Annotated in this window: 24 protein-coding genes; 16 read left to right on the top strand and 8 right to left on the bottom strand. The window is 61.6% G+C overall.

Annotated elements, in window-relative coordinates; genetic code table 11:
* The first annotated feature begins 17 nt into the window (after positions 1 to 17).
* Positions 18 to 881: a formyltetrahydrofolate deformylase gene (gene purU / locus N554_RS0110920; RefSeq protein ID WP_029583503.1), complete on the top strand. Its 864-nt coding sequence runs from the start codon at positions 18 to 20 to the stop codon at positions 879 to 881.
* A gap of 142 nt (positions 882 to 1,023) precedes the next feature.
* Here the strand turns inward: purU and N554_RS0110915 are convergent, their stop codons facing one another.
* Positions 1,024 to 1,308, bottom strand: coding sequence for a hypothetical protein (locus N554_RS0110915; RefSeq protein WP_029583502.1), 285 nt, complete (start codon positions 1,306 to 1,308; stop codon positions 1,024 to 1,026).
* Between the two features lie 386 nt (positions 1,309 to 1,694).
* Here N554_RS0110915 and N554_RS0110905 point away from each other — a divergent pair, with 386 nt between their 5' ends.
* The 14 genes from N554_RS0110905 (at position 1,695) to N554_RS0110840 (ending at position 17,230) form a co-directional block, all read left to right on the top strand.
* Complete coding sequence (locus N554_RS0110905) at positions 1,695 to 2,879, top strand: ABC transporter substrate-binding protein (RefSeq protein WP_029583501.1); 1,185 nt, start codon at positions 1,695 to 1,697, stop codon at positions 2,877 to 2,879.
* Positions 2,880 to 3,014: 135 nt separating this feature from the next.
* Positions 3,015 to 3,884: a branched-chain amino acid ABC transporter permease gene (locus N554_RS0110900; RefSeq protein WP_029583500.1), complete on the top strand. Its 870-nt coding sequence runs from the start codon at positions 3,015 to 3,017 to the stop codon at positions 3,882 to 3,884.
* A gap of 8 nt (positions 3,885 to 3,892) precedes the next feature.
* Positions 3,893 to 4,924 (top strand): branched-chain amino acid ABC transporter permease, encoded by a 1,032-nt coding sequence (locus tag N554_RS0110895; protein WP_029583499.1) that lies wholly within the window; start codon positions 3,893 to 3,895, stop codon positions 4,922 to 4,924.
* Positions 4,921 to 5,673: an ABC transporter ATP-binding protein gene (locus N554_RS0110890; protein WP_029583498.1), complete on the top strand. Its 753-nt coding sequence runs from the start codon at positions 4,921 to 4,923 to the stop codon at positions 5,671 to 5,673. Before N554_RS0110895 ends, N554_RS0110890 begins: the two co-directional genes overlap by 4 nt.
* On the top strand, positions 5,666 to 6,376 hold the full coding sequence (locus N554_RS0110885) for an ABC transporter ATP-binding protein (RefSeq protein ID WP_029583497.1): 711 nt from the start codon (positions 5,666 to 5,668) through the stop codon (positions 6,374 to 6,376). The genes N554_RS0110890 and N554_RS0110885 overlap by 8 nt, the downstream gene beginning before the upstream one ends.
* A gap of 186 nt (positions 6,377 to 6,562) precedes the next feature.
* The gene (locus tag N554_RS0110880) at positions 6,563 to 7,681 is read left to right on the top strand and encodes a cobalamin-independent methionine synthase II family protein (RefSeq protein WP_029583496.1); all 1,119 of its coding nucleotides are present in this window, start codon (positions 6,563 to 6,565) and stop codon (positions 7,679 to 7,681) included.
* Between the two features lie 236 nt (positions 7,682 to 7,917).
* Positions 7,918 to 9,273, top strand: coding sequence for a hypothetical protein (locus N554_RS0110875; protein ID WP_029583495.1), 1,356 nt, complete (start codon positions 7,918 to 7,920; stop codon positions 9,271 to 9,273).
* Positions 9,274 to 9,330: 57 nt separating this feature from the next.
* Entirely contained in the window at positions 9,331 to 10,527 is a 1,197-nt protein-coding gene (gene metK, locus N554_RS0110870; protein WP_029583494.1) for a methionine adenosyltransferase, read from the top strand.
* A gap of 219 nt (positions 10,528 to 10,746) precedes the next feature.
* Complete coding sequence (gene ahcY / locus N554_RS0110865) at positions 10,747 to 12,177, top strand: adenosylhomocysteinase (protein WP_029583493.1); 1,431 nt, start codon at positions 10,747 to 10,749, stop codon at positions 12,175 to 12,177.
* Positions 12,178 to 12,342: 165 nt separating this feature from the next.
* Complete coding sequence (locus tag N554_RS0110860; protein WP_081851226.1) at positions 12,343 to 13,584, top strand: glycosyltransferase family 87 protein; 1,242 nt, start codon at positions 12,343 to 12,345, stop codon at positions 13,582 to 13,584.
* 100 nt (positions 13,585 to 13,684) lie between these two features.
* Positions 13,685 to 15,148 (top strand): flavin-containing monooxygenase, encoded by a 1,464-nt coding sequence (locus N554_RS0110855; protein WP_029583491.1) that lies wholly within the window; start codon positions 13,685 to 13,687, stop codon positions 15,146 to 15,148.
* A gap of 292 nt (positions 15,149 to 15,440) precedes the next feature.
* Positions 15,441 to 15,746, top strand: a complete 306-nt coding sequence (locus N554_RS0110850; protein WP_029583490.1) for a hypothetical protein — start codon at positions 15,441 to 15,443, stop codon at positions 15,744 to 15,746.
* Positions 15,747 to 15,894: 148 nt separating this feature from the next.
* On the top strand, positions 15,895 to 16,080 hold the full coding sequence (locus N554_RS39810) for a hypothetical protein (RefSeq protein ID WP_156041883.1): 186 nt from the start codon (positions 15,895 to 15,897) through the stop codon (positions 16,078 to 16,080).
* A gap of 97 nt (positions 16,081 to 16,177) precedes the next feature.
* Entirely contained in the window at positions 16,178 to 17,230 is a 1,053-nt protein-coding gene (locus N554_RS0110840) for an alpha/beta fold hydrolase (RefSeq protein WP_029583488.1), read from the top strand.
* Between the two features lie 377 nt (positions 17,231 to 17,607).
* Here the strand turns inward: N554_RS0110840 and N554_RS0110825 are convergent, their stop codons facing one another.
* The 4 genes from N554_RS0110825 to galE form a co-directional block, all read right to left on the bottom strand.
* A complete protein-coding gene (locus N554_RS0110825; protein ID WP_029583486.1) occupies positions 17,608 to 18,954 on the bottom strand; it encodes a globin-coupled sensor protein in 1,347 nt (448 codons plus the stop codon).
* A gap of 271 nt (positions 18,955 to 19,225) precedes the next feature.
* Positions 19,226 to 19,927, bottom strand: a complete 702-nt coding sequence (locus N554_RS0110820; RefSeq protein WP_029583485.1) for a fumarylacetoacetate hydrolase family protein — start codon at positions 19,925 to 19,927, stop codon at positions 19,226 to 19,228.
* Positions 19,928 to 19,971: 44 nt separating this feature from the next.
* Positions 19,972 to 21,780 carry an ABC transporter ATP-binding protein gene (locus N554_RS0110815; protein WP_029583484.1) on the bottom strand — a complete coding sequence of 603 codons (1,809 nt, stop codon included), beginning with the start codon at positions 21,778 to 21,780 and terminating at the stop codon, positions 19,972 to 19,974.
* A 117-nt stretch (positions 21,781 to 21,897) separates the two neighbouring features.
* Positions 21,898 to 22,911 (bottom strand): UDP-glucose 4-epimerase GalE, encoded by a 1,014-nt coding sequence (galE, locus tag N554_RS0110810; protein WP_029583483.1) that lies wholly within the window; start codon positions 22,909 to 22,911, stop codon positions 21,898 to 21,900.
* A gap of 127 nt (positions 22,912 to 23,038) precedes the next feature.
* Here galE and N554_RS0110805 point away from each other — a divergent pair, with 127 nt between their 5' ends.
* Positions 23,039 to 24,085, top strand: coding sequence for a glycosyltransferase family 4 protein (locus tag N554_RS0110805; protein ID WP_029583482.1), 1,047 nt, complete (start codon positions 23,039 to 23,041; stop codon positions 24,083 to 24,085).
* On the opposite strand, the gene N554_RS0110800 is transcribed toward N554_RS0110805, so the two are convergent.
* The 3 genes from N554_RS0110800 to waaF form a co-directional block, all read right to left on the bottom strand.
* Positions 24,067 to 24,609: a D-glycero-alpha-D-manno-heptose-1,7-bisphosphate 7-phosphatase gene (locus tag N554_RS0110800; protein ID WP_029583481.1), complete on the bottom strand. Its 543-nt coding sequence runs from the start codon at positions 24,607 to 24,609 to the stop codon at positions 24,067 to 24,069. The two genes, N554_RS0110805 and N554_RS0110800, sit on opposite strands and share 19 nt — an antisense overlap.
* Positions 24,606 to 25,196: a D-sedoheptulose 7-phosphate isomerase gene (locus N554_RS0110795; protein ID WP_245283569.1), complete on the bottom strand. Its 591-nt coding sequence runs from the start codon at positions 25,194 to 25,196 to the stop codon at positions 24,606 to 24,608. Before N554_RS0110795 ends, N554_RS0110800 begins: the two co-directional genes overlap by 4 nt.
* A gap of 81 nt (positions 25,197 to 25,277) precedes the next feature.
* Positions 25,278 to 26,348, bottom strand: coding sequence for a lipopolysaccharide heptosyltransferase II (waaF, locus tag N554_RS0110790; protein ID WP_029583479.1), 1,071 nt, complete (start codon positions 26,346 to 26,348; stop codon positions 25,278 to 25,280).
* Positions 26,349 to 26,367: the final 19 nt, after the last annotated feature.

Genomic DNA, 26,367 nt, shown 5'->3' with positions numbered 1-26,367 from the left:
TGTAATCAAGCCACTCCATGCCCGATCATCAATTCGTGTTGACCTTGTCCTGCCCGGATCGCCCCGGCATCGTATCCGCAGTGTCGACGTTTCTAGCCCATAATGGGCAGAACATTCTCGATGCCCAGCAATTCGACGACGTCGAGACCGGCCACTTCTTCATGCGGGTGGTGTTCAACGCCGCCGATCTGGCGGTCAATCTGGCGGCGCTGCAAACCGGCTTCGCAGCGATCGCGGAACGCTTCCGTATGGACTGGCAGATGCGCGACCGCGCCACCCGCCGCCGGGTGATGCTGCTGGTTTCGAAATCCGACCATTGTCTCGCCGATATCCTCTATCGCTGGCGCACCGGCGAACTTGAGATGATCCCAACCGCCATCGTCTCCAATCATCCGCGCGAGACCTACAGCAATCTCGATTTCGGAGAGATTCCTTTTCACTATTTGCCGGTGACAAAGGAGACCAAGCGCGAGCAGGAGAGCGCGATCTGGGATCTGGTCGGCCAAACCAGGACCGATCTCGTCGTGCTGGCGCGCTACATGCAAATCCTGTCGGACGAGATGTCGGCGAAGCTCTCGGGGCGCTGCATCAACATCCATCACTCGTTCCTGCCGGGCTTCAAAGGCGCGCGGCCCTATCATCAGGCGCACGAGCGCGGCGTCAAATTGATCGGCGCTACCGCGCATTACGTCACCAGCGCACTCGATGAAGGTCCGATCATCGATCAGGACGTCGAGCGTATCAGCCATCGCGATACGCCCGCCGATCTCGTTCGCAAGGGCCGCGATATCGAACGCCGCGTGCTGGCCCGCGCGATACGCCATCATCTGGAGGACCGTGTGATCCTCAACGGCCGCAAGACCGTGGTGTTTATGGATTGACCCTTCTCGTCATTGCGAGGAGCAAAGCGACGAAGCAATCTACTCTTTCTTGCGGCTCTGGATTGCTTCGTGGAGCCTGTCATCAGGCGCGCATTCACGCGACCCGTTGGCTCGCAATGACGATTTCAAGACGTCGGTCCTTTCAGTGAACGGCGTCCAGCCCTGAGGACGCCGCCGATGGCTTGGCCGCCTCATCCTTCGCTGGCGCGGGCTCCAGGCGTTTTCTCTCCCGCTCTTTCATAAATTCATCGTATTTGGCGGTGCCGGGACGGGGCGGCGCATCACGTGGCAAGCCGCCAACCCAATGCGGGATGCTATCGGAAACTCCGGCTGCGATTTTCTCGTTGATGGTGCCGCACCCGGCCAACCCGCACGCCAGAAGTGCGAAGGTGGTGATGACGGCAAGATGGCGGAAGCGAATGAGCATTTTGCGAGCAACGCAACCTTACGCGATGGGTTGGCACCGGTTTTTGGCTGGTGCGTTCGATTTCTTCCCTGATGCACTTATGGCGTCGCGCAGCCTGGATGCAGGCCGAGACTACCCTCTTAAAGAGGCTACCTCCTTAAAGGTAAAATTGGCTTATTCGAGAGGGTGAGGTAATATAATACCTCAGTGTCAGAACATTTGACCTGCTGTCCAGGGCTCGACGGGCAAGCCACCGGTCCCAGCAATCGCACCAATCGTCGCGATTGACATCGCCGCGCGCCTGGGACGCCATGCCGCGCCGGTATACGGCTGAAAAATCTGGGCTAAGGTGCGGCAAGGGCCGGGGACTCGGTTCGAGGCACGAAACCGATCAGGGGAGAACGTTCATGTTCATTCGCACCAAGGCGTTGTTGGCCGCGGCCGGCGTTGCAATCCTAAGCGCGGCCGCCTTGGCGCCCGCGCAGCCGCAGGCGCAGGAGACCGTGAAGATCGGCCTGATCCTGCCGATGACCGGCGGTCAGGCGTCAACCGGCAAGCAGATCGACAATGCGGTGAAGTTGTACATGCAGCAGAAGGGCGACACCGTCGCCGGCAGGAAGATCGAAGTCATCCTGAGGGACGACGCTGCGGTTCCAGACAACACCAAGCGCCTGGCGCAGGAATTGATCGTCAATGACAAGGTGAATTTCATCGCTGGATTCGGCGTTACTCCTGCCGCGCTGGCGGCGGCGCCGCTGGCGACGCAAGCAAAGGTTCCGGAAATCGTGATGGCGGCGGGCACCTCGATCATCACCGAGCGTTCGCCCTATATCGTGCGCACCAGCTTCACGCTGGCTCAGTCCTCCACCATCATCGGCGACTGGGCCGCCAAGAACGGCATCAAGAAAGTCGCAACCCTGACCTCGGACTACGCCCCCGGCAACGACGCGCTGAATTTCTTCAAGCAGAATTTCACCGCCGGCGGCGGCGAGATCGTCGAGGAGGTCAAGGTGCCCCTGGCCAATCCCGATTTCGCGCCGTTCCTGCAGCGGATGAAGGATTCCAAGCCCGACGCCATGTTCGTGTTCGTGCCGGCGGGGCAGGGCGGCAATTTCATGAAGCAATATGCCGAACGCGGTCTCGACAAGGCGGGCATCAAGGTGATCGGGCCCGGCGACGTCATGGACGACGATCTCCTGAACGGCATGGGCGACGCGGCGCTCGGCACCGTGACCGCACATTTGTATTCCGCAGCCCACCCGTCGGCGAAGAACAAGGATTTCGTCGCTGCCTACAAGAAGGCCTTCAACTCGCGTCCGGGCTTCATGGCGGTGGGCGGCTATGACGGCATTCACCTGATCTATGAGGCGCTGAAGAAGACCGGCGGCCAGACCGACGGCGACGCGCTGATCGAAGCCATGAAGGGAATGAAGTGGGAAAGCCCGCGCGGCCCGATCTCGATCGATCCGGAAACCCGCGACATCGTGCAGAACATCTACATCCGAAAGGTCGAGAAGGTCGACGGCGAACTCTACAACGTCGAATTCGCGACCTTCGAGGCCGTCAAGGATGCCGGCAAGACGAAAAAGTGACGCCGTCTTCGGTGTCATTCCGGGGCGCTGGCGAAGCCAGTGAACCCGGAATCTCGAAGTTGTTGAAAAAGATTCCGGGTTCAGCGCTACGCGCTGCCCCGGAATGATCGATCCAGATTTGTCCGGCCTTTACCCATGACCACGCTGTTCACCATACTGTTCGACGGCGTCGCCTATGGCATGCTGCTGTTCGTGCTGGCCTGTGGCCTTGCCGTGACACTCGGACTGATGAATTTCGTCAACCTCGCACACGGCGCGTTCGCCATGACAGGCGGTTATGTCTGCGCGGTGCTGGTCAATCGATCAGGCTGGCCGTTCTTCGCGGCGCTGCCGCTGGCGTTTGTCGCAAGCGCCTTGATTGGCGCGCTGCTGGAGCGCTCGCTGTACCGTCATCTCTACAACCGCAGTCATCTCGATCAGGTGCTGTTCAGCGTCGGCCTGGTCTTCATGTCGGTGGCGGCGGTCGACTACATCATGGGATCGTCGCGGGTCTTTATAAAACTCCCGGCCGCGCTGGAAGGCCAAATCGATTTCTTCGGCGTCGGCATCGGCCGCTACCGGCTAATGATCATCGTGATCTGCGGCTTGCTCACCGCAGCGCTGCAACTGGTACTGGCGCGCACGCGGTTCGGAAGCCGGTTGCGGGCGGCGGTAGACGATCCGCGCGCGGCAAGTGGGCTCGGCATCAATGTGCCGCAGGTATTCGCATTCACGTTCGCATTCGGCTGCGGTCTGGCCGGCCTCGGCGGCGCGCTGAGCGCGGAAATTCTCGGGCTTGACCCGTACTTTCCGCTAAAGTTCATGATCTACTTTTTGATCGTGGTGACCGTCGGTGGCTCTTCCAGCATCACTGGGCCGTTTCTGGCGTCCCTGCTGCTCGGCATCGGTGATGTCGCCGGCAAGTACTACGTGCCGAAGATGGGGCCGTTCGTCATCTACACCATCATGATCGTGATCCTGATCTGGCGCCCGAACGGCCTGTTCGGCCGCACCGCCGCCCGCTGAGCGCAGCCATGACCGCGCGAGCCGACGTCGGATATCACGCCACCCGGCAGGCGCGCTGGCGTTGGACCGAGATCGCGTTCTGGATCCTCGCACTCGCCTGCGCGTTGCTGTTCCCCTCTCGCTATCTCATCATGACGGATATCGTGCGGCTGGCGTTGTTCGCGCTGTCGCTCGATCTGATCCTGGGCTACGCCGGTATCGTTTCCCTCGGCCACGCGGCGTTCTTCGGCATCGGCGCCTATTGCGCCGGGCTGCTCGCGTTGCACGGCATCATTGCCGAGCCGGTGATCGCGCTGGTTGTTGCCGGTCTCGTCGCCATGGCGGTCGGCTTTCTCACCAGTTTTCTGGTAATAAGGGGCGCCGACCTGACGCGCCTGATGGTGACGCTGGGCATTGCCTTGCTGCTGGAGGCGCTGGCCGAGCGTTTTTCCAACATCACCGGCGGTACCGATGGTTTGCAGGGCATCGAGATGCAGCCGATCCTCGGGCTGTTTACCTTCGACATGTTCGGTAAGGTCGGCTTCTTCTACTCGCTTATCGTTCTGTTCCTGTTGTTCCTGCTGGCGCGGCGGATCGTGCACTCGCCGTTCGGCCTGTCGCTGCGTGCGATCAGAAACAATCCTCTGCGTGCGGCTGCGATCGGCATCCCGGTCAACCGCCGTCTGATCGCGATTTACACGCTCGCCGCATTTTATGCTGGAATCGCCGGCGCGCTGTTCACCCAGACGACGGCGCTCGCCTCGCTCGACGTGTTCTCGTTCGAGCGTTCCGCGGATTTGATGCTGGTCTTGGTGATCGGCGGCACCGGCTATCTCTACGGCGGATTGATCGGCGCGGTGGTGTTCAAAATGCTGCAGGAAGTGTTTTCGACCATCACGCCGCAATACTGGCAGTTCTGGATCGGCCTCGTGCTGGTCGTGATCGTGCTGGTCGGCCGGGCGCGCCTGCATCGCTGGGCGCTGTGGGCGCCGAACCTGATCATCAGGCAGTTCGGCGGACGAAGAGCCATCGTCGCCGTTCCCGAAAGCGACGCGCCATGACGATCGCGCTGGAAACCAGGGGGCTCGAAAAGCAGTTCGAGGCACTGAAGGTCACCCGCGATCTCTCGCTGAAGATCGAGGCCGGTGCGCGCCACGCGCTGATCGGCCCGAACGGCGCCGGTAAGACCACCGTCATCAATCTCTTGACCGGCGTGCTCAAGCCCAATGCCGGGCGTATCCTGCTCGAAGGCAACGACATCACGGATTTGCCGGTGCACGCGCGTGTGCGGCGCGGGCTGTCCCGCACCTTCCAGATCAACCAGCTCTACGCCGATCTGACGCCGCTCGAGACCATCGGGCTTGCGGTGTCGGAACGGCTCGGCCGTGGCGGCGACTGGTGGCGCCGGATGGGGACGCGCGACGACGTCAACGCCGAGATCGCGGAAAATCTCGCGCGCTTCCATCTGCTTGATGTGATGAACGACCTCACTGCGACGCTACCCTATGGCAAGCAGCGCCTGCTGGAGATCGCGGTCGCCATTGCCGCCCAGCCGCGGGTGCTGCTGCTCGATGAGCCCGCCGCCGGCGTGCCGGAAAACGAACGCCAGGATATCTTGGCGGCCGTCGCCGCGTTGCCGCGCGATGTCACGATACTTTTGATCGAGCACGACATGGATCTGGTGTTCAGTTTTGCCGACCGCATTTCGGTGCTGGTCAATGGCGCGATGCTGGTCGAAGGCCCGCCGGCTGAAGTAGCGCGGGACGCCAGAGTCAAGGCGGTCTATCTCGGTGAGGCCGCCGATGCCTGATCTCCTGCGCATCGAAGGCCTGCGCGCCGGCTATGGGGAAGCCGTGGTATTGCCCGGCATGTCGCTGCGGCTAGCGGAAAGCGAGGTGCTGGCACTCTTGGGGCGTAACGGCACCGGCAAGACCACCCTGATCAATTCGATTGTCGGAATTACCCACCGCTTCGGCGGAAGCGTTATCCTTGGCGGTCAGGACATCACCGAGATGCGGCCCGACCAGCGGGCGCGGGCGGGCATCGGCTGGGTGCCGCAAGAGCGCAACATCTTCCGCTCGCTGACGGTGGAAGAGAACATGACTGCGGTGGCGCGCCCCGGACCGTGGACGGTGGCAAAGGTCTACGAGATGTTTCCGAGGCTGAAAGAGCGCCGCAACAATTTCGGCAACCAGCTCTCCGGCGGCGAGCAGCAGATGCTGGCGATCGGCCGCGCGCTCACGCTCAATCCAAAAGTGCTGCTGCTGGACGAGCCGACCGAGGGGCTGGCCCCGATCATTGTCGAAGAGCTGCTCAAGGCGCTCGGTACCATCACCCGCGCCGGGGGTACCTGTTCGATTATTGTCGAGCAGAATGCGCAAAAGATTCTGGGGTTGGCCGACCGCATCGTGATATTGGAGCGCGGCGCGATCGTTCATGATGCGGCGAGTGCCGCCTTGAAAGCCGATCCCGCGGTGCTCGAGCGATACCTCGGCGTGGCGGGTAAGTCGTGACACCGTCGAATTTTCGGTCCTTGCGAGGAGCGAAGCGACAAAGCAATCCAGTTGTCCGTTATATTTATATTTCTGGATTGCTTCGCGGAGCCTGTCATCGGGCGGCCTTTTGCGCCGACCCGTTTGCAATGACGACTGGATGGTGTTGCAATCATAGGAACTGGCCAAGCGTCGTAGGAGCAAGACATGCAACGAATAAAAGCCCCGTTCCGCGCCGACGAAGTCGGCAGCCTGCTGCGGCCGCTGCGCATCAAGGAGGCGCGCGCCAAACTGGAAAAGGGCGAGATCTCGGCCGACCATCTGCGCAAGGTCGAGGACATGGAGATCGAAAAGGTCGTGCACAAGCAGGCGTCGATCGGCCTGAAGCTTGCGACCGACGGCGAGTTTCGCCGTTCGTGGTGGCATTTCGACTTTCTCGCCAAGTTGACCGGCTGCGAACTGTTTCATCCCGACGAGGGCATCCAGTTCGCAGGCGTCCAGACCCGGCCCGACGCGGTGCGTGTCATCGGCAAACTTGATTTTCCTGACGATCATCCGATGTTGGCGCATTTCAAGTTTCTGAAAAAGCAGTGCGAGATTGCGCACGTCATGCCGAAGATGACGATCCCATCGCCGGCGGTGCTGCACTTCCGCGGCGGCCGCAGGTCGATCTCGAAAGAGGTGTATCCGGACCTCAAGGCGTTCTTCGAGGATCTCGGCAAGACGTACCGCAAGGCCGTGAGAGCTTTTTACGACGCCGGCTGCCGCTATTTGCAATTCGATGACACCGTGTGGGCCTATCTTTGCTCGGAAGAGGAATTGAAGAAAGCGCGCGAGCGCGGCGACAATCCCGATGGCCTGCAGGAAATCTACGCCCGGGTCATCAACTACGCGATCGCGGAGCGGCCGGCCGACATGACGATCACCACCCATGTCTGCCGCGGCAATTTCCGCTCCACCTGGGTTTCGTCCGGCGGCTATGAGCCGGTGGCGGAGACCATGTTGGCCGGCACCAATTACGACGGCTATTTCCTCGAATACGATTCCGACCGTGCCGGCGGCTTCGAGCCCCTGAGATTTTTGCCGAAGGGCAACAAGATCGTGGTGGTCGGGGTCATCACCTCGAAATTCGGCGAACTCGAAAAGAAGGAGGACATCAAGCGGCGGCTGCAGGAGGCGAGCAAGTTCGCGCCGCTGGAGCAGCTCGCGCTATCGCCGCAATGCGGCTTCGCCTCGACCGAAGAGGGCAACCTCCTTACCGAGGACGAGCAGTGGGCGAAGCTGAAGCTCGCGGTCGATGTGGCGAACGAGGTGTGGGGGAAGTGAGTTGTTCTCCCTCCTTCAGGGAGCGTCCGAGAGCCTCCGTGTCCCGGACGCGAAGCAGCGTCCTCCCGGCGGCCGGAGGCCCACCGAATCGGTAAAGGCCTTACTGCGAGCGGCCGTCCAGGGATCACGCGCCCTTATCCTCCCCGGGGGACTTGGCCCGTATCCCCCGTTGGGCAGATGATGGTAGGACAACCGTGTCATCCACCGCTGCCCACCAACCTGGCCCAAACCGCCCGATGAAAAACGACCAGATCCTGAGCCAGATTTCCGAATTCTGCCGCCAGGTCGATATGGCGGAATCGACGTTCGGGCGCCGTGCCGTCAATGACGGCAAGCTGGTGCATCGGCTGCGCGAGGGCAAGCGCATCACCATCGACACGCTGGATCGCATCCAGGCCTATATCGCCGCCTCGATGCCCGGCGGGGCGCCGCCGCCGCGCGGCCTTGAAGTCTCGGCCGAGAAGCGCGATCCCCGCGGCAACTTCCGGTTTTTCGAGAATCGGCAGAAATACCTGCTGTTCGTCCATACCTGCAGCGAAAAGCGGGTGATCGCGGAACGGGTAGCGCTGGAACTGGGCAGCATCCACCCCCGGCCGCCGGCGCTGCGGGTATTTGATGCCGGCGTCGGCGACGGAACCGTGCTGGCGCGCGTCATGCGTTCCATGCATGGCCGCTTTCCCCATATGCCGTTCTATGTCGCCGGCAAGGAACTCAGCCTCGAGGATGTCCGACTGACGCTGGCGAAGGTGCCGGACCGGCTATTCGAGCACCCGGCGACGGTTTTTGTCCTCACCAACATGTATTACGCCGAAGCGCCCTGGCTGGCGCCAGCCGCTCCAGCGGCGGCAGCAAGCATGATCTGGCACGAAGTGGCCTTGCGCGGGGCCTCCTCGGGGGAATTCGAAGCTCAGATCGCCGAACTCGGCCCATTTCTTGAGCAGAACTGGCGCGCCAATGTCAGCCCGCGCTCGGGCATGCCGGTCTATGAGCGGCCGGTCGCCATCGTGCTGTACCGGGAAGACCACCGGTTTTTGCTGGATTCGATCATCCCGCGCGCCGGGCGCTCCGAGGCCAATTTCGACCTGATCATCGCCTCGCAGCCCTATCGTGCCAAATCTTCAGTCAATTTTCGCGCCAAACGCATCATTGCGCCGCTGGCGCGGGCACTGCGGGCTGGCGGCCGTTTGATCGGAATTCACTCTCACGGTCAGGACCCCGGCCTGGAGATTATTCAGGCAGTGTGGCCTGGAGAAAACCCTTTCTCGGTAAGCCGTCATGAGCTATTGCGCGCGGTGAAATACGAACTGGGTTCGGCCGGACGCGACCTAAACTTTAACGCCTATGCCGATAACCGCTCGATCTTTCGCTATGATATGGAAGCGTTGCCCAACGAGGTCACCGGATCGATCGGATCCTCAACGGCCTTTGCAGCGTGGAACGCGGCAGTGTATGTCGCCCAGATCGAAGACGACAGGTTGGCGGAAATGACTCAAAGCGGCCGTACCCTCGATGCCACCAGGGAGGTTTTGCGCAAGCATAATGGACTCTGGTTCTACGACGAATCCTACGTCATCTCGCGCCGTCGCGACTGACATTCAGGACATATCACCAAAGAAACCGCCGAGGTTTGGCGGAAAAGGGGTTAGTTGATGCGCGCGTCTTATCTGTTCACCAGCGAGTCGGTTTCCGAAGGCCATCCGGACAAAGTCTGCGACCGGATTTCCGACGAAATCGTCGATCTGTTTTTCCGCGAAGGGCCCAAAGCGGGTATCGATCCCTGGGCGATTCGCGCGGCGTGTGAAACGCTTGCCACCACCAATAAGGTGGTGATCGCCGGCGAAACCCGCGGCCCCAAGTCGGTCACCAACGATCAGATCGAAAGCGTGGTGCGCGCGGCGATCAAGGACATCGGCTACGAGCAGGAAGGCTTCCACTGGAACTCCTGCGACATCGAAATCCTTTTGCATCCTCAGTCCGCCGATATTGCGCAGGGCGTCGATGCGCTGCAGCCGGGCACCAACAAGGAGGAAGGCGCGGGCGATCAGGGCATCATGTTCGGTTACGCCACCAACGAGACGCCGGATCTGATGCCAGCGCCGATCTTCTACGCGCACAAGATTTTGCGGCTGATCTCGGAAGCGCGGCACTCCGGCAGGGAGAAGGTGCTGGGGCCGGACTCCAAGAGCCAGGTCACCGTGCAATATGAGAACGGCAAGCCAATCGGCGTGCGCGAGATCGTGGTCTCGCATCAGCATCTGGTTGAGGACATGTCCTCGAACCAGGTCCGCGATCGCGTCGAACCTTATGTGCGGGAGGCGCTGCCCAAGGACTGGATCAACGGCAAGACCATCTGGCACATCAATCCCACCGGCAAATTCTACATCGGCGGTCCCGACGGCGATACAGGTTTGACCGGCCGCAAGATCATCGTCGATACCTATGGTGGCGCGGCCCCGCATGGCGGCGGCGCGTTCTCCGGCAAGGACCCGACCAAGGTCGATCGTTCGGCCGCTTATGCCGCGCGCTATCTCGCCAAGAACATCGTCGCCGCCGGTCTCGCCGATCGCTGCACGCTGCAGCTGGCTTACGCGATCGGCGTGGCGCGGCCGCTGTCGATCTATATCGACACCCACGGCACCGGAAAGGTTCCCGAGGACAAGTTGGAGATAGCCGTGGCCGAGGCGATGGATCTGACCCCGCGCGGCATCCGCAAGCATCTCGATCTCAACAGGCCGATCTACGCGCGGACCTCGTCCTATGGCCATTTCGGCCGCACGCCGGACAATGAGGGCGGGTTTTCCTGGGAAAAGACCGATCTTGCCGAAGTGCTGAAACGCGCGGTGTGATCGCGTATGTGAGCAGGCTGCTGCGACATATTTAAGCCGTCATGGCCGGGCTTGTCCCGGCCAAGGCGTCTTCTTTGTCGCGGCCAAGATGTGGATGCCCTGCATCGCAGACAAGTTTGTGCAGTCTGCGCAAAGCAGACGTGGCCGGGCATGATGAGAAATGAATTGCAGTCCGGTTCGCAAATAGACGTCGTTCGGGCCAAGACAAAGGAAGATTACATGACCGCCACCGCCAAGAAGCCTGCCTTCACCGACTACATCGTCAAGGACATCGCGCTCGCCGAATTTGGCCGCAAGGAAATCTCGCTGGCCGAGACCGAGATGCCCGGTCTGATGGCGACGCGCGAGGAATACGGCCCCAAGCAACCCTTGAAGGGGGCGCGGATCGCCGGCTCCCTGCACATGACGATCCAGACCGCGGTCTTGATCGAAACGCTGGCAGCACTCGGCGCCGACATCCGTTGGGTCTCCTGCAACATCTATTCGACGCAGGACCATGCTGCAGCCGCAATCGCCGCGGCCGGCATCCCGGTGTTCGCGGTGAAAGGCGAGAGCCTCACCGAATACTGGGACTACACCGCCAAGCTATTCGACTGGCATGGCGGCGGCACGCCCAACATGATCCTCGATGACGGCGGCGACGCCACCATGTTCGTGCACCAGGGCCTGCGCGCCGAGCGCGGCGATACCGTATTCCTCGATCAGCACAACAGCGAGGAGGAAGAGGTGTTTTTCGCGCTGATCAAGCGGATGCTCAAGGAGAAGCCGAAGGGCTGGTTCGCCGAGATCGCCAAGAACATCAAGGGTGTCTCGGAAGAGACGACGACGGGCGTACACCGGCTCTACGACATGGAGAAGACGGGCACGCTGCTGTTCCCTGCGATCAACGTCAACGACAGCGTCACCAAATCGAAATTCGACAACCTCTATGGCTGCCGCGAATCGCTGGTCGACGGTATCCGACGCGGCACCGACGTGATGATGTCGGGCAAGGTGGCGATGGTCGCGGGCTTCGGCGACGTCGGCAAGGGCTCGGCCGCCTCACTGCGTCAGGCCGGCTGCCGCGTCATGGTGTCGGAGGTCGACCCGATCTGCGCGCTGCAGGCGGCGATGGAAGGCTATGAAGTCGTCACCATGGAAGATGCCGCCCCGCGCGCCGACATCTTCGTCACGGCCACCGGCAACAAGGATATCATCACCATCGACCACATGCGCGCGATGAAGGATCGCGCCATCGTCTGCAACATCGGCCATTTCGACAACGAGATCCAGATCGCGCACTTGCGCAATCTGAAATGGACCAACATCAAACCGCAGGTCGACGAGATCACTTTCGCTGACGGCAAGCGGATGATCCTGCTTTCGGAAGGGCGTCTCGTAAACCTCGGCAACGCCATGGGCCATCCGTCCTTCGTGATGTCCGCGTCCTTCACCAACCAGACGCTGGCGCAGATCGAACTGTTCGCCAACAACAAGGACGGCAAGTACGAGAAGAAGGTCTATGTGCTGCCGAAGTCGCTCGACGAGAAGGTGGCGCGGCTGCATCTTTCCAAGATCGGCGTGAAGCTGACAAAACTGCGCCCCGACCAGGCCGAATATATCGGCGTGAAGCCGGAAGGCCCGTTCAAGCCGGAGCATTATAGGTATTGAGACCTGACCTTGAGACCCGCAAAAAGCCCCGGAGCGATCCGGGGCTTTTCATTTAAGGCGTGTCCTGGCATGGCCCAATCCACTTGGGCTTCGCATACCCAAACTCATTAACGCGACGCTAACGCGCTGACCGCATCTTGCATGTACGCAATGATGAGGCAGGCCATGACGTTGTTAGATCAATCCGCAAAGAATCCTGCGGTACCGTCAGATACTTCGGCTGGTGTGCTGACGAACCCAACGCGGCTCCGGTTGATCGCGCGATGCTGGATCGTCATTGCGTTCGCAGCATATCTGATCGATCTCCTGCGTCAGACTCACGACGGCCTGAGTGACGGTATTCGTCGCCCATTTGGCGACGATTTCGTCAACTACTGGTCAGGCGCATTTCTCGCGCTTCATGGCCGCGCGAATGAAATCTATGACTTCCTCGCTTTTCATAGATTTGAGCAGTCGATCACCGGCCCGAACATCGACGCTTATCACTACTCCTATCCACCAGTTCTCCTGTTGCTGACGTTGCCGCTTGCACTCATTCCATATGTGCCTGCGCTTGGCGTCTGGCTCGTTGCGACGTGGTATGGTTTCTATCGAGCACTCAAACTCTCGTCGAGCGAAGATGTATTGCTGCTTTCGCTGGCGATACCGGCGTTGTTCATCAACGCCCTCGGCGGACAGAACGGCGCCATGACAGCGGCATTGCTCGGCGGCGGGTTGGCGTTGATGGATCGCCGCCCGCTCGTCGCAGGCCTTCTGTTCGGTTTGCTGGCCTATAAGCCACATCTCGCGCTGATGCTGCCATTTGCGCTCATCGCCGGCAGACGGTGGTTGACGGTAGGCGCGACGGGCGTAACGGTCATAGTATTGGCGACCGTGAGTGCAGTTGCCTTCGGAGTTGATCGCTGGCTGGAATACGCAAACAACCTCTCGCTGCTGCGAACGAGCATTCTCGAAGACGGAACCGGCGTATGGCATCGCATGTTGTCGGTTTTTGTGTTTGCCCGCCGGCTTGGAGCAGACGTTGGACCGGCGTATGCGTTGCAGGCGGCTACCGCCCTAGCGGCGGCGTTCTTCGTCGCACGATCCTGGCTGCGTGATGACCCAGCCCATATCCGCAACGCAATGGTTATTGTCGGCACCTGCCTCGCGACGCCTTATCTGCAGGATTACGACCTGGTGATCGGTGCGTTCGTCGTTGTGTGGCTGCACAGGGAAGAGGCGCGTTCGCGGATTCCAGCGCCATGGATCAGGACCGGAATGGCTATGATGCTGCTCGTGCCGCTCGTGGCTGCGCCGCTTGCCAAGCTTACAGGACTCGCCTTCGGGCCATTGTTTATTATTCCGGTGTTCGCACTGCTGATGTGTCTGGCGGCGGAGCACCATCGGGTCGGAGCCGGTCAGCGCTGAGCAAGCTCGTGACCTTTGGCCTGTGAAATGCATTTTTCTCCGGTTTTGCCGATTGACTGCCTGCGTTGGCGATCGGACAATTCGCCTTTCGGGGGCCGCCATGTCATCAGAACATTTCGATGTGTTGATCGTCGGCGCCGGGCTGTCCGGCATCGGCGCGGGCTATCACCTGCAGCATAAATGTCCGGGCAAGGGCTTCGCCATTCTCGAGGGCCGCGACTGCATCGGCGGCACCTGGGATCTGTTTCGCTATCCCGGCGTACGCTCCGACAGCGATATGTTCACGCTGGGCTATTCGTTCAAGCCATGGACCGAGCCGAAGGCGATCGCCGACGGGCCGCGGATCCTGAACTACGTCCGCGAAACCGCCGCCGAGAACGGCATCGACAGGAAAATCCGCTTCAACCATCGGGTCAAGCGCGCGTCGTGGTCGACGCAGGATGCGCGCTGGACCGTGGAGGCCGAACGCGCCCGGGGCGGCGACGGCGGTGCCGACATCGTGCGCTTCACCTGCAATTTCCTGTTCATGTGCTCTGGCTATTACAAATACGAGGAAGGCTATACGCCCGAATTTTCCGGCACCGGGAATTTCGCCGGCCGGATCGTGCACCCGCAGAAATGGACCGACAACGTTGACTACGCGGGCAAGCGCGTGGTGGTGATCGGCTCGGGCGCTACCGCGGTGACGCTGGTGCCGGAAATGGCCAGGACCGCCGGTCACGTCACCATGCTCCAGCGCTCGCCGACTTATGTGGTCTCGCGTCCGGCGCAGGACCCGCTCGCGAACAAGTTGCGGCGCAATCTGCCCACCAAGCTCGCCTATCATTTGATCCGCTGGCGCAACGTGCTGTGGGGCATGTATTTCTTCCAGCTCAGCCGGCGCCGGCCCGCGCGGGTCAAGCAACTGATCCTGGGCGGCGTCAGGATGGCGCTCGGTCCCGACTACGACATCGCCGCGCATTTTACGCCGCGCTACAATCCCTGGGATCAGCGGCTGTGCCTGGTGCCGGATGGAGACCTCTTCAACGCGATCAAGGAAAAGCGCGCCTCGGTGGTGACCAACGAAATCGACACCTTCACGAAAAACGGCATACGATTGAAAGACGGCAGCGAGCTCGAAGCCGACATCATCGTCACCGCTACCGGCCTTAATCTGCAGGTGCTCGGCGGTTTGGAAGTCAGCGTCGATGGCCGCGCCGTCGATTTCGCCCGGACGCTGAACTACAAGGGCATGATGTATTCTGATGTGCCCAACCTGGCATCGTCATTCGGCTATACTAATGCGTCCTGGACGCTGAAATGCGACCTGACCTGCGAATATGTCTGCCGCCTGATCAATTACATGGACCGCCGTGGCTACAGGCAATGCGTGCCGCACAATGCCGATCCTGACATTACTGAGTTGCCGTCGCTCGATTTCTCCTCCGGTTACGTGCAACGCTCAATTGCGAAAATGCCGAAGCAGGGCTCGAAGCGCCCATGGCGGCTGTATCAAAACTATGCGCTCGACATCGTCACGCTGCGCTACGGCAAGGTCGATGACGGCGTGATGCGGTATTCGTGACGCGATGCGGCGCCATCCGCCTAACTCGCGCAAGCCTTACTTATGATTGATATGGGCACGGACGGGCCGCCCGGCTACGGCAAGTCGATGGCGGCGTGACGTAGTATTTGCGACGGGCAAAGCGAGCATCGGCTCTGCGCGCGGCAGTGGCACGATCCTCGGCAAATTTTTTCTTGATCCGGCAATTTTTGCCGTGTGTGGCGCGCCCTCGACGCGAGGCAATCCAGCGTTGGCGGCTTTGACGACTGGCATGAGCTTTGCTCGACCTGGTGAATCCAAATCGGAGTTCGCCATGTCAATTTCGTTTTCAGGCGCTTTGCCGCCAGTTTTCGACAACCTGAAGTCGGGTTCAATGACCGCCAAGCCCGTCGAAGCCAAGACGGCGGAGCAGAAATTTCTCGACTACGCGAAGATGACGCCCGCGGAGCGCATGCACGCCGCCATGCTCGCGCAGATGGGTATCACCGAGGACGAGTTCAAAGCGATGGATCCCGCCGCGCAGCAGAAGATCGAAGACAAGATCCGCGAGATGATCAAACAACAGGCCGCCGAGAGCAGCGACAAGCGCACCGGGTTGATCACCGACAAGTCGGTCTGAGCGAGGCCTGCGTCGGCTTGGCGTAGTAGATTATCGGATGGCGGCGCCGGGCAAGATAGCCGACGGCCTCCTTCGTCACGGAGAAGTCAGCAAGCCTGACGGCCAAACCTGCTAAGACCAAATCGGCGAATTTCTCGAATATGCGAGGATGACACCCGCCGAGCAGATGCATGCACAGATGCTCGCTCAGTTGGGGCTCACCGAGGATCAGTTCAAAGCGATGGATCCTGCCGCTCAGCAGAACATCGAAGACAAGATTCGGGAAATGATCAAACAGCAAGTCGAGACCAGTACCGACAAGCGCACCGGGATGATCACCGACAAGTCCGCCTGACGGATGGCTTGACTTTAACGGGTCCGTGAAAGCTCATTTATTCAAGGAGGTGGACGGCGGGGCGCACTTCTTAACTAAACACGATGGAACGATCAAAATGCCCGAACAGGTCAACCAACACCGCCGCCGCTTTTTCGGCACCGCGGCCATGTCCATTGCCGCCGCCCAGTTTGCCCTAAGCGGTTCCGCGTATGCACAATCAGGCAAGGCAAAACCGAGAGATATGCCTGCGGTCAAGCCGGGGAGCCACACATCGTTCGGCCCCCTGAAGCAGATCGATGCCGGCCTTCTCAATGTAGGCTACGCCGAGGCCGGCCCCGCCGATGGTCCTGCCGTCATTCTGCTGCACGGCTGGCCCTACGACATCTACAGCTTTGTCGATGTCGCCCCGATGCTGGCGGCGGCGGGCTACCGGGTGATCATTCCCTATGTGCGCGGCTATGGCACGACGCGCTTTCTTTCAAACGATACGGTTCGGATTGGTCAGCCATCGGCGATCGCGCTCGATGTCGTCGCCCTGATGGATGCACTCAAAATCCAGAAGGCGACGCTTGCCGGCTTTGATTGGGGCGCGCGGACGGCCGACATCATCGCGGCGCTGTGGCCGGAGCGCTGCAAGGCCCTCGTCTCGGTCAGTGGCTATCTGATCGGCAGCCAGGAAGCCGGCAAGATGCCGCTGCCGCCAAAGGCTGAACTGCAATGGTGGTACCAGTATTATTTCGCCACCGAACGCGGCCGGGCCGGCTACGAGAAATACCGGCGCGATTTTGCCAAGCTCATTTGGCAACTCGCGTCCCCGAAGTGGAATTTTGACGACGCCACGTTCGATCGCTCTGCTGCGTCGTTCGACAACCCGGACCACGTTGCCATCGTGGTTCACAACTACCGCTGGCGGCTGAGCCTGGCCGAGGGCGAGCCGAAATACGACGCCTTCGAAAAGAGGCTTGCTGAAGCTCCCGTCATCACCGTGCCCACCATCACCCTTGAAGGTGATGCCAATGGCGCGCCACACCCGGACCCCAGCGCCTATGCCAAAAAATTCTCGGGCAGATATTCGCACCGGACCATCACGGGCGGCGTCGGGCACAATCTCCCTCAGGAAGCACCCCAAGCCTTCGCCGAAGCAGTCATCGAAGTCGCCGGTTATTGATCGGCGGTAGTCCGCGGAAGCGCTGCGAACTGACATCGATCAAGAAGACCGCCGATTGGTGCCGCTATGCGTTGTTTCACCTATTCGCCCTGGCAAGCGAATCGGCCATCGAAGCGAACGGTTAACGCCGTATTAATCGGCGAATTCTAAGCTTTCGCGGTTGAGGCTTAAGGCAACACGAGGAAGCCCATGGACGCTCAGAAAATTGCCGTCGATGCCGTGGTCGCGCTGACCGACTGCGACCGCGACGCGGTCACAGCCTTCATCCGCAAGCTTTATCTCGCCGGTGTGAAGGAACCCCAAGCGCCTGACCTTCAAGGGCCTGCAGGCAATGGCGCGGGCCTGACACCGCGCAAGGCCTTGTTCCTGATCCGCAACTACGCCGCGGCAGCAATCGACTTCAAGAAGCCATCGATCTCGGCCTGCAGGCTGGTTGTCGAGTCCGACAATTGCTTGGCCGATGACAGCAACTGGCTCGATGCCACGCCGGTCTGGTTGGCGCCCTGACTGACCTCGGCGATGGTGCCCGCGACTTGTGCAGTGCCGTCAGCGGTTCGCTGAATGTTGCCGGAAATTTCCTGGGTGGCGGCGCCCTGTTCCTCGATCGCCGCCGATATCGCGCCGGTGATTTCGGAAATCTTGCCGATAGTCGAGCTGATCATCTTGATCGAGCCGACCGCCTCCTGCGTCGCGGTCTGCATGCCCGCGATCTGGATGCCGATTTCGTCGGTGGCCTTGGCGGTCTGCGCGGCGAGTGCCTTGACCTCCTGCGCGACTACGGCGAAGCCGCGGCCGGCTTCGCCGGCGCGCGCCGCCTCGATCGTGGCGTTGAGCGCCAGAAGATTGGTCTGCTCGGCAACCGAGGTAATCAGCTTGATGACGTCGCCGATCCGGCTGGCGGCTTGCGACAGCGCATTGATGCGCGAATCCGTTTCATCGGCCTGCTTCACGGCGCTGGCGGCAATACGGTTGGATTCCTGAACCTGCGATGAAATTTCGCGCACCGAACTGGCAAGTTCTTCGGTCGCCGACGCTACCGATTGTACGTTGTTGGAGGCGTCTTCCGAGGCGTTGGCGACGACGGTCGCAAGCCGCGTGGTGTTGCCGGCATTGTCGCTCAGCGCACGCGCGGTGCTTTCCAGTTGGTTTGATGCGCTCGACAGTGATGTGACAATGGCGCGGAAGCGGTCGCCCGCCTGCGCGGTGGCATCCTTGCGGGCCTGACGGTTGGAGTTGAAGTAAGACGCGACGACCTTTTCAGTGTCCAGCATGTTGGCTTTAGCGATGGCGTTCAGCATCAGCGCCTTCTTGTCGCGCGCGGTCTGCGCAGCGCGGCCGAAGCGCGGGATCTCTATTTCGCTCTCGACCGCTTTCATCAGCTGGTCGGTAATGAACATCTGGTGGCAGCCGAGATACCATTGCGGCGCAACGCCCGCGCGCTGATTGAACTCGCAAAATCGCGCGATCGAATCAGCGTAAGTGGCGCCAAAATCGCCCGCAGCGATCAGGTCCCAGTGCTGCACCTGCATCCGAATCGCCTCCTGCATCGCGCTATCCTTAAAGATGCCGCAGGAAGGATCGTAGTGCCGGACTTTGTCGTAGAGCCGCGCCAGAATGCCGGGCAGGGCCTTTGCGAAAAGGGGCCGCATCTCGCGCAATGTCACCCGCATCGGCTCGTCGATCTCTAGCAAATCAAGGCGGATTGCGTTCCAGTCGGGGGTCATCGGCGGCTCCAGCGCGGGGATTGTGGCGGGTCCGCCCATTTAATGTCCGTATGGTTAACGGACCGCGAATTTTTTCGCAGTTCTACTGAAACGTGCGCAAAATAGCCGGCGCGTCCCGGACGCGGTGCCGCGTTCTCCCGGCGATGCGAAGCATCGTCCGGTAGGCTGCTCCGCAGAGCCGGGAGCCGTTTGTAGTTGATTCGGGTGGGGCTCCGGCCCAGTAGCGCACCGGACCCGCGTGCCCTGCGCAGCGTCCGGGGTGCGAGAGCAACTATGCCGGCTTGCCGATCGTGACCTTCAGGGTGCCGACGCCGTCGACCCCGCATTCGATTTTGTCACCAGGTGACAATGCCGCGACGCCGGCCGGTGTCCCCGTCATGATGATGTCGCCGGCGCCGAGCGTCACCTGCTCCGACAGCTTTGCGATGATCTCGGGTACGCTCCAGATCAACTCGGTGAGGTCGCCCTTCTGCCGTTCGGTGCCGTTGACCGAGAGCCAGATCTTTCCCTTGGCCGGATGGCCGATTTTGGAGGCCGGCTGCAGCGCGCCGCAGGGCGCGGAATGTTCGAACGATTTGCCGACTTCCCACGGCCGTTCCTTCTTGCGCGCGGCCAGCTGCAGATCGCGGCGGGTGAGGTCGATGCCGACGCCATAGCCATAGACGTGGTCGAGCGCCTTGTCGGCGGCAATGTTGAGGCCGCCGCTCTTCATTGCCACGACTAGTTCGACCTCGTGATGCAAATCCTTGGTCAGCGGCGGGTAGGGGATGGTGGCTCCGTCCGGCTCGATCATGTCGGCGTGCTTGGCGAAGAAGAACGGCGGCGCGCGCTCGTCATTTCCCATCTCTCGGATGTGCTCGAGATAGTTGCGCCCGACGCACCAGATGCGCCGAACCGGAAACGATTTGGTGTCGCCGGCGACGGCGATCGATGCTTGCGGAAGGGCGGGAATGACAAAGGATGTGGCGCTCATGAAAAGGTCTCGGCGGGTTTAAGGGCGGAAACTCGGGGGTTGCTTTAGGCGGTTGCGCTGATCGGAGCCAGGGTGAGGGGCCCGGCATCGCGGTGTTGCAGGCGGAAGAACGAGGCATAGCGCCCGCCGCGGCGCAACAGATCGTCATGCCGCCCGCGCTCGACGATCTCGCCGCCCTCGACCACGAGGATGGCATCGGCGTGCATGATGGTGTGCAGGCGGTGGGCAATGACAATGGTGGTGCGGTTCTGGCAGAGATGTTCGATCGCTTCCTGCACCTGCTTTTCCGATTCCGAATCGAGCGCCGCAGTCGCTTCGTCAAGCAGGATGATCGGGGCATTCTTCACCAGCGCGCGCGCTACCGCAATGCGCTGACGCTGGCCGCCGGACAATTGCGTGCCGTGCTCGCCGACCGGGGTTTCGTAGCCGAGCGGAAAGCCCATGATGAATTCGTGCGCGCAGGCCGCCTTTGCGGCGGCCGCTATTTCGGCTTCGGTCGCGCCCACCTTGCCGAACGCGATGTTCTCGCGGATGGTGTCGCGGAACAGATAGACGTCCTGCCCGACATAGGCGGTCTGCTGGCGAAGCGATTTTCGTGACACCGCGGAAATCGACTGTCCGTCGATCAGAATGTCGCCGCCGGTCGCCTCATAAAATCGCAGCAGCAGCGCCAGCACCGTCGATTTGCCGCCGCCGGAAGGGCCGACCAGCGCGGTGACCTTGCCGGGCTCAGCGACAAAGCTCATGCGGTTGAGTACCGGCTCGTTCGGACGGTAGGCGAAGCTCACGTCGCGCAATTCGACCCGCGCATCGCCGAGTTTCAAGGACGGCTTGTCGTCATCGGCGGGCTCGCTGGCCGGGCTGTCGACGATTTCCAGCAGCATGCGCGCGCCGACCAGGCTGCTGTTGAGCTCGATGTTGAGGCGTGCCAGACGCTTGGCGGGCTCGTAAGCCATCAGGAATGCGGTCAGGAACGAAAAGAACTGACCCGGCGTCGCGCCCATCGCGACGACGCTGTAGCCGCCATACATCAGTCCGCCGGCCACCGCGAAACCGCCCAGCGTCTCCATCAGCGGGCTCGAACGGTTGGAAACTCGCGCCATCTTGTTGGCATTGCGCTCGACCGCAGCGATGCTGGCGTCGATCCGCTCGCGCATGGTTTGCTCGAGCGTGAACGCTTTGACGGTGCGAATGCCCTGCAGTGACTCCTGCATGGTTTCAAGAATGTCGGCGGTGCCTGTGAACTGGTTGTGCGCGAGGCCCTTGATCCGCTTCACCAGCTTGCGCAGCACCAGCATGGCCGGCGGCGCCACCAGGAAGCCGAGCAGCGCCATATACGGATCCTGGGTCACCATGACGGCAACAAGCCCGATCAGCAGCAACAGGTCGCGCCCGAGTGCGTTGATCAAGAGGCTGAGAACCTGGGTGACGGAATTCGCGCCCGATGTCAGGCGCGCCAGAAATTCGGACGAGTGCCGTTCCGAGAAGAAAGCGACGCTTTCGCTCATCAGTTTGGCGAACAGCCGGCGCTGGTTGTTGGCGAGGATCGCGTTGCTGATCTTCGACAGGATCACCTGGTGACCGTAGGTCGCCGCACCCTTGAGCATAAAGATCAGGACGGTGACCCCCGACAGAACCGCGATGCCGTGGACGTTCTTGTCGACATAGGCCTGATTGATAACCTGGCCGAGGATATAGGCCGAGCCGGCGGTCGCGGCTGCCGAGACCCCCATCAGCGTGAACGCGAGCAGATAGCGCCGCCAATGGGCGGCTCCCTGCTCCGTGATCAGACGGCGAATCAGGATCGCCGCACCGTAGGGATCGTCAGTAATTTTTCTTGGAAATTCGGTCATCCGCGTTCCATCGACAGCGCCGGCGTACCGCCCGCGCGTCAGGGCTGCTGCGAAACGACTCCTTGCCCGCTATGTCGGGGTTTTTCAAGCCAAATCAGGCCTTGCGTCGCCCGAGATTTAGGCCGACGCCGCGTGGGGCATCTCGTCTTGACGCTCGCGGAACAATTTCTCTTCCCACGCCAGCGCATGGGCGACGATCGTCTCGAGATCATCATATTGCGGCGCCCAGTCCAGCGTGGTGCGGATGCGGCTGGTGTCCGCGACCATGGTCATGATATCGCCGGGCCTGCGCGGCGCATATTGAACCGCAAAAGTGCGCCCCGAAACCCGCCGCACCGCCTCGATGGTTTCGAGCACGGAGTAGCCACGGCCGTAACCGCAATTCAGCGTCACCGAGCCGCCGTTGCCACGCAGATAGGACAGTGCCGCGCGATGCGCCTGTGCCAGATCGCTGACGTGAATGAAATCCCGAATGCAGCTTCCGTCCGGTGTCGGATAGTCGGTTCCGAACACATCGATCTTCGCACGCTGCCCGGTCGCCGCCTCGACCGCGATTTTCACAAGATGGGTCGCGCCGACCGTCGCTAACCCAATGCGCGCCAGCGGATCGGCGCCCGCGACATTGAAGTAGCGCAGCACGACATAGTTCATGCCGTGCGCGGAGGCGACGTCATGCAACATGATTTCGGTCATCAGCTTCGAGGAGCCGTAAGGCGACAGTGGCCGCGTCAGTGCATGTTCGGAAACCGGCACCTGATCCGGATTGCCGTACACTGCCGCGGTCGATGAGAAGATGAAGCGGCCGACGCCGCATTTCACTGCCGCATTCAAGAGGCTGCGCGTCGTCATGGTATTGTTGCGGTAATAGGCGAGCGGATCGCGCATCGAATCCGGCACCACCACCGAACCGGCAAAATGAATGATGCTTTCCACGCCGTGCGCGGTGATGACGCCCTCGACCAGATTTTCATCCGCGGCATCGCCGATGAACAGCGGAACGCCCTCGGGCAGGAATGCGGAAAAGCCGGTGGACAGGTTGTCGATAACGACAACCCTTTCGCCGGCTTCCACCAGCGCATGAACCATGTGACTTCCGATATAGCCGGCGCCGCCGGTGAGAAGCACAGTCATGAGCTCACCCATCTCCCGATTAACCGGGCGATGCTATCCGGAGCGCGGTGAAAAGTGGGTTCCGGCGCAACCCAACTGGCCACTATGCTTAATGTTGCGTATAGGAAGGCGCGAAACGGAGCCTGACGTGGCGATCGAGAACAATTCCGCCGACAATCTACAGGTGATCGTGCCGAATCTGCACAAGCGCTATTCGGGCGTCACCGCGACCAACCGCATGGTTGCGCCGAAACTCGCGAAAATGTTCCGCGCGAAATGGCTCGGTCCGGATGCGCCAGACGGCATTGCGCGGATCGGCGTCGCGGATATTGCGAAGATATGGCGCCGCCGCACGCCGCTGATCTGGCACGCGCGGCGTAACAATGAGATGATTGTTGGAGTGCTGTTGCGATCGCTCGGCTGGCCGCTGAAGCTTGTGTTCACGTCCGCGGCGCAGCGGCATCACACCTGGATCACGCGGTGGCTGATCAACCGGATGGATGCGATCATCGCCACCAACGACATCTCGGCGTCATTTCTCAAGCGGGTTGCCACGGTCATTCCGCATGGTGTCGACACCAACCTCTACGCACCCTCGGCCGATCGTGCGGCGGCATTCGCTCAATCCGGCTTGCCGGGCCGCTACGCGATCGGCTGCTTCGGCCGGGTGCGCGCGCAAAAAGGCAGCGACGTGTTCGTGGAGGCGATGTGCCGGCTGCTGCCGCGCCATCCTGAGTTTACCGCTGTTATCGTCGGTGCGATCACGCCTGAGCAGACCGCGTTTGCCAACGATCTGAAAAGGCGGATCGAGGCCGCCGGCCTGCAATCGCGCATCGTCATCACCGGCGAGCTGCCGATCGAGGAAGTGCAGCGCTGGTACCAGCGGCTGACAATTTATGCCTTCACCTCGCGCAACGAAGGTTTCGGTCTGACGCTGATCGAGGCGATGTCGGTGGGTGCGGCGGTGGTGGCGTCGCGCGCCGGCGCTGCCGAACTGGCGGTCGAGGATGGCGTGACCGGCGTGCTGACGCCGCCCGGCGACGTTGATGCGCTTGTCGCCGCACTTGAGCCGCTGATGCGCGATCCGGCTCTGGCGATAGCGATGGGTGTACGCGCGCAGACGCGGGTGCTGGCGAAATTCAGCCTCAACGCGGAAGCAAGCCGCATCGCCGAAATTTATCGCGCGTTGGTCTGAGTTATTACGTTCGCAACAAACGCATCGAGGTCGCCGCCTGCGAACAGAAAGCCTGGCAGCCCCACGGCTTCCGCCGCCTCGATATCTGTCGGGCGGTCGCCAATGACAAAACTGCCTTCGCGCCGCACCGGCCAATGCTCCATCAGATCGAGGATCATGCCGGGCTTCGGCTTTCGCCAGTGGTGGTCTTCGAGATAACCGGCCACCGATCCATCGGGATGATGCGGACAATAACGGATGTCGTCGATTCGCGCGCCTTGCGCGGCGAGTTCAGCGAGCATCCAGTGGTGCAGCGTGTTGAGTTCGTCCTCGGTAAAGAAGCCGCGCGCCACGCCCGATTGATTGGTGAAGAAGAACACGAAATAGCCGGCATCGTTGAGGCGGCGGATTGCCTTCGCTGCATTCGGCATCCAGCGGATCCGCTCCTGCGTGCCCATATAGCCGTCGTCGTGGTTGACGACGCCGTCGCGGTCGAGGAAGGCGGCGGGCCGGGACGCAGAGTGGGCGGAGTCGATGCCGCTCATTTTTTCGCGGCTTCGCGCATCATGGTCTGCTCGATCTCGTCGCAGACCCCGTGAGCAATAGTGAGGTGAATCTGCTGGACCACGGGGGTGTCCTCGCTGGGCGATACCAACAGATGATCGCAGAGGGAGCCGAGTGATTCGCCCTTGCTGCCGGTGAAGCCGATGGTGACAAGTCCGCGGTCTCTGGCGATGCGCAACGCCGCCAGAATGTTCGGCGAACGTCCCGAGGTGGATAGCGCCAGCAGCACGTCGCCGCGTTGACCGAGACCTTCAACCTGCCGCGCGAACACCTGTTCGAAGCCGTAATCGTTGGCGATCGCCGTCAGCGCCGAGGTGTCGGTGGTCAGTGCCATCGCGGCGTAGCCGGAGCGGTCCTGTTTGTAGCGGCCGATGATTTCCGCAGCGATATGCTGGGCGTCGGCGGCGCTGCCGCCATTGCCGATGATCAGGAGCTTGTTACCTGAGCGCAGCGCCGCGATAATAACAGCCGCGATCTTGCGCGCGGCGGCGAGCAACGCCGCATCCTGCGTCACTCGCTGAAGTGCTGCGAGCGATTGTTCAAGGTGAGCGGCGATCGGGTCTTTCAAAGTTTGGCTCAAGACGCACCGTCAGGGTTGCAGTTCGCATCTTTGGTAATGATCGCATCGCGGCTGCGCAAGCTCGCGACGTTAGTGCGCAATGCGTGCCCCCGCATCAGCCAGTATGCGCTCGGCGATCGTCATCACGTCGGATGCGGGAATGTCCCGCATGCAGCGATGATCGTTCATGGTGCAGACCGGGCGGTGGCAGGGCTGGCACGGCACCACGGTTTTGGTCTGAACCGTTGCCGCAAGTCCGTTCAGCGGCGCCCAGTGATAGGGGCTGGTGGGGCCGAAAATGCCCATGGTCGGCGTGCCCAGCGCGGCGGCGATGTGCATCAACCCGGAATCGTTGGAGATCGCGACATCGGCCGCTGCCATCGCCAGAATGCCATTGCGCAGGTCAGTACCGGTGAGGTCGCGGACGCGCGGTCCGCCTGCGGCGACGATCTCCGTGGCAAGCGCCTTTTCGCCGGGCCCGCCAACCACCCAAACATCCAGGCCTCGTTGCGCAAGCAGGCGCGCGGCCTCCGGATAATAGGTCCAGCGCTTGGATGCGCCGACCGATCCCGGTGCCAGCGCCACGGCGCGACCCGTGCCCAGCCCGTTGGCTTTCCGCCAGCGATCGGCTTCCTCGGCGGAAACATTCAGTTGCGGCGCCGGCCATTCCGGCGGCAGCGGGGCCCCATCCGGCAGCGCCAGCGCGGCATTCTTGTCGATGAAGCGGGGCAGGGCCTTCTCGCCCCAGCGCCATCGGTTGATTAGTCCTAACCTGGCTTCGCCAACGAAACCTACCCGTTCCGGAATACCGGCCAGCGCAGGGGCAATCGCCGATTTCCAGGTGCGGGGCAGGACGAGGGCGGTTGCGTAGTTCCGAGCCCGGAGCTTTGCCGCCAAGCCCCATTGCCTGGCCACCGCAAGGCGGCTGCGCGGCAGGTCCCAGGCAATGCCGGCGCGGACACCGGGCATATAGTCGACCAGCGGAGCACACAGTGAGGTGGTGAGCAGATCAACGGGCCGGTTCGGCCATCGCTGTTTGAGGACCCGCACAACGGTATGGCCACGCACGAAGTCGCCAATCCACATATATGGAACGATGAGAATCGGACGGGTGTCGTCCGGGTTCTCAGCCTTCACCATATGGTCCGAATTAGCATTCATTTCTTGGACGATCTGCCTT

The sequence above is a fragment of the Bradyrhizobium sp. URHD0069 genome (assembly GCF_000701345.1).
GTDB lineage: Bacteria > Pseudomonadota > Alphaproteobacteria > Rhizobiales > Xanthobacteraceae > Bradyrhizobium.
Note: the sequence above shows the minus strand (reverse complement) of the source record. Positions and strands in the feature narration are given on the sequence as shown.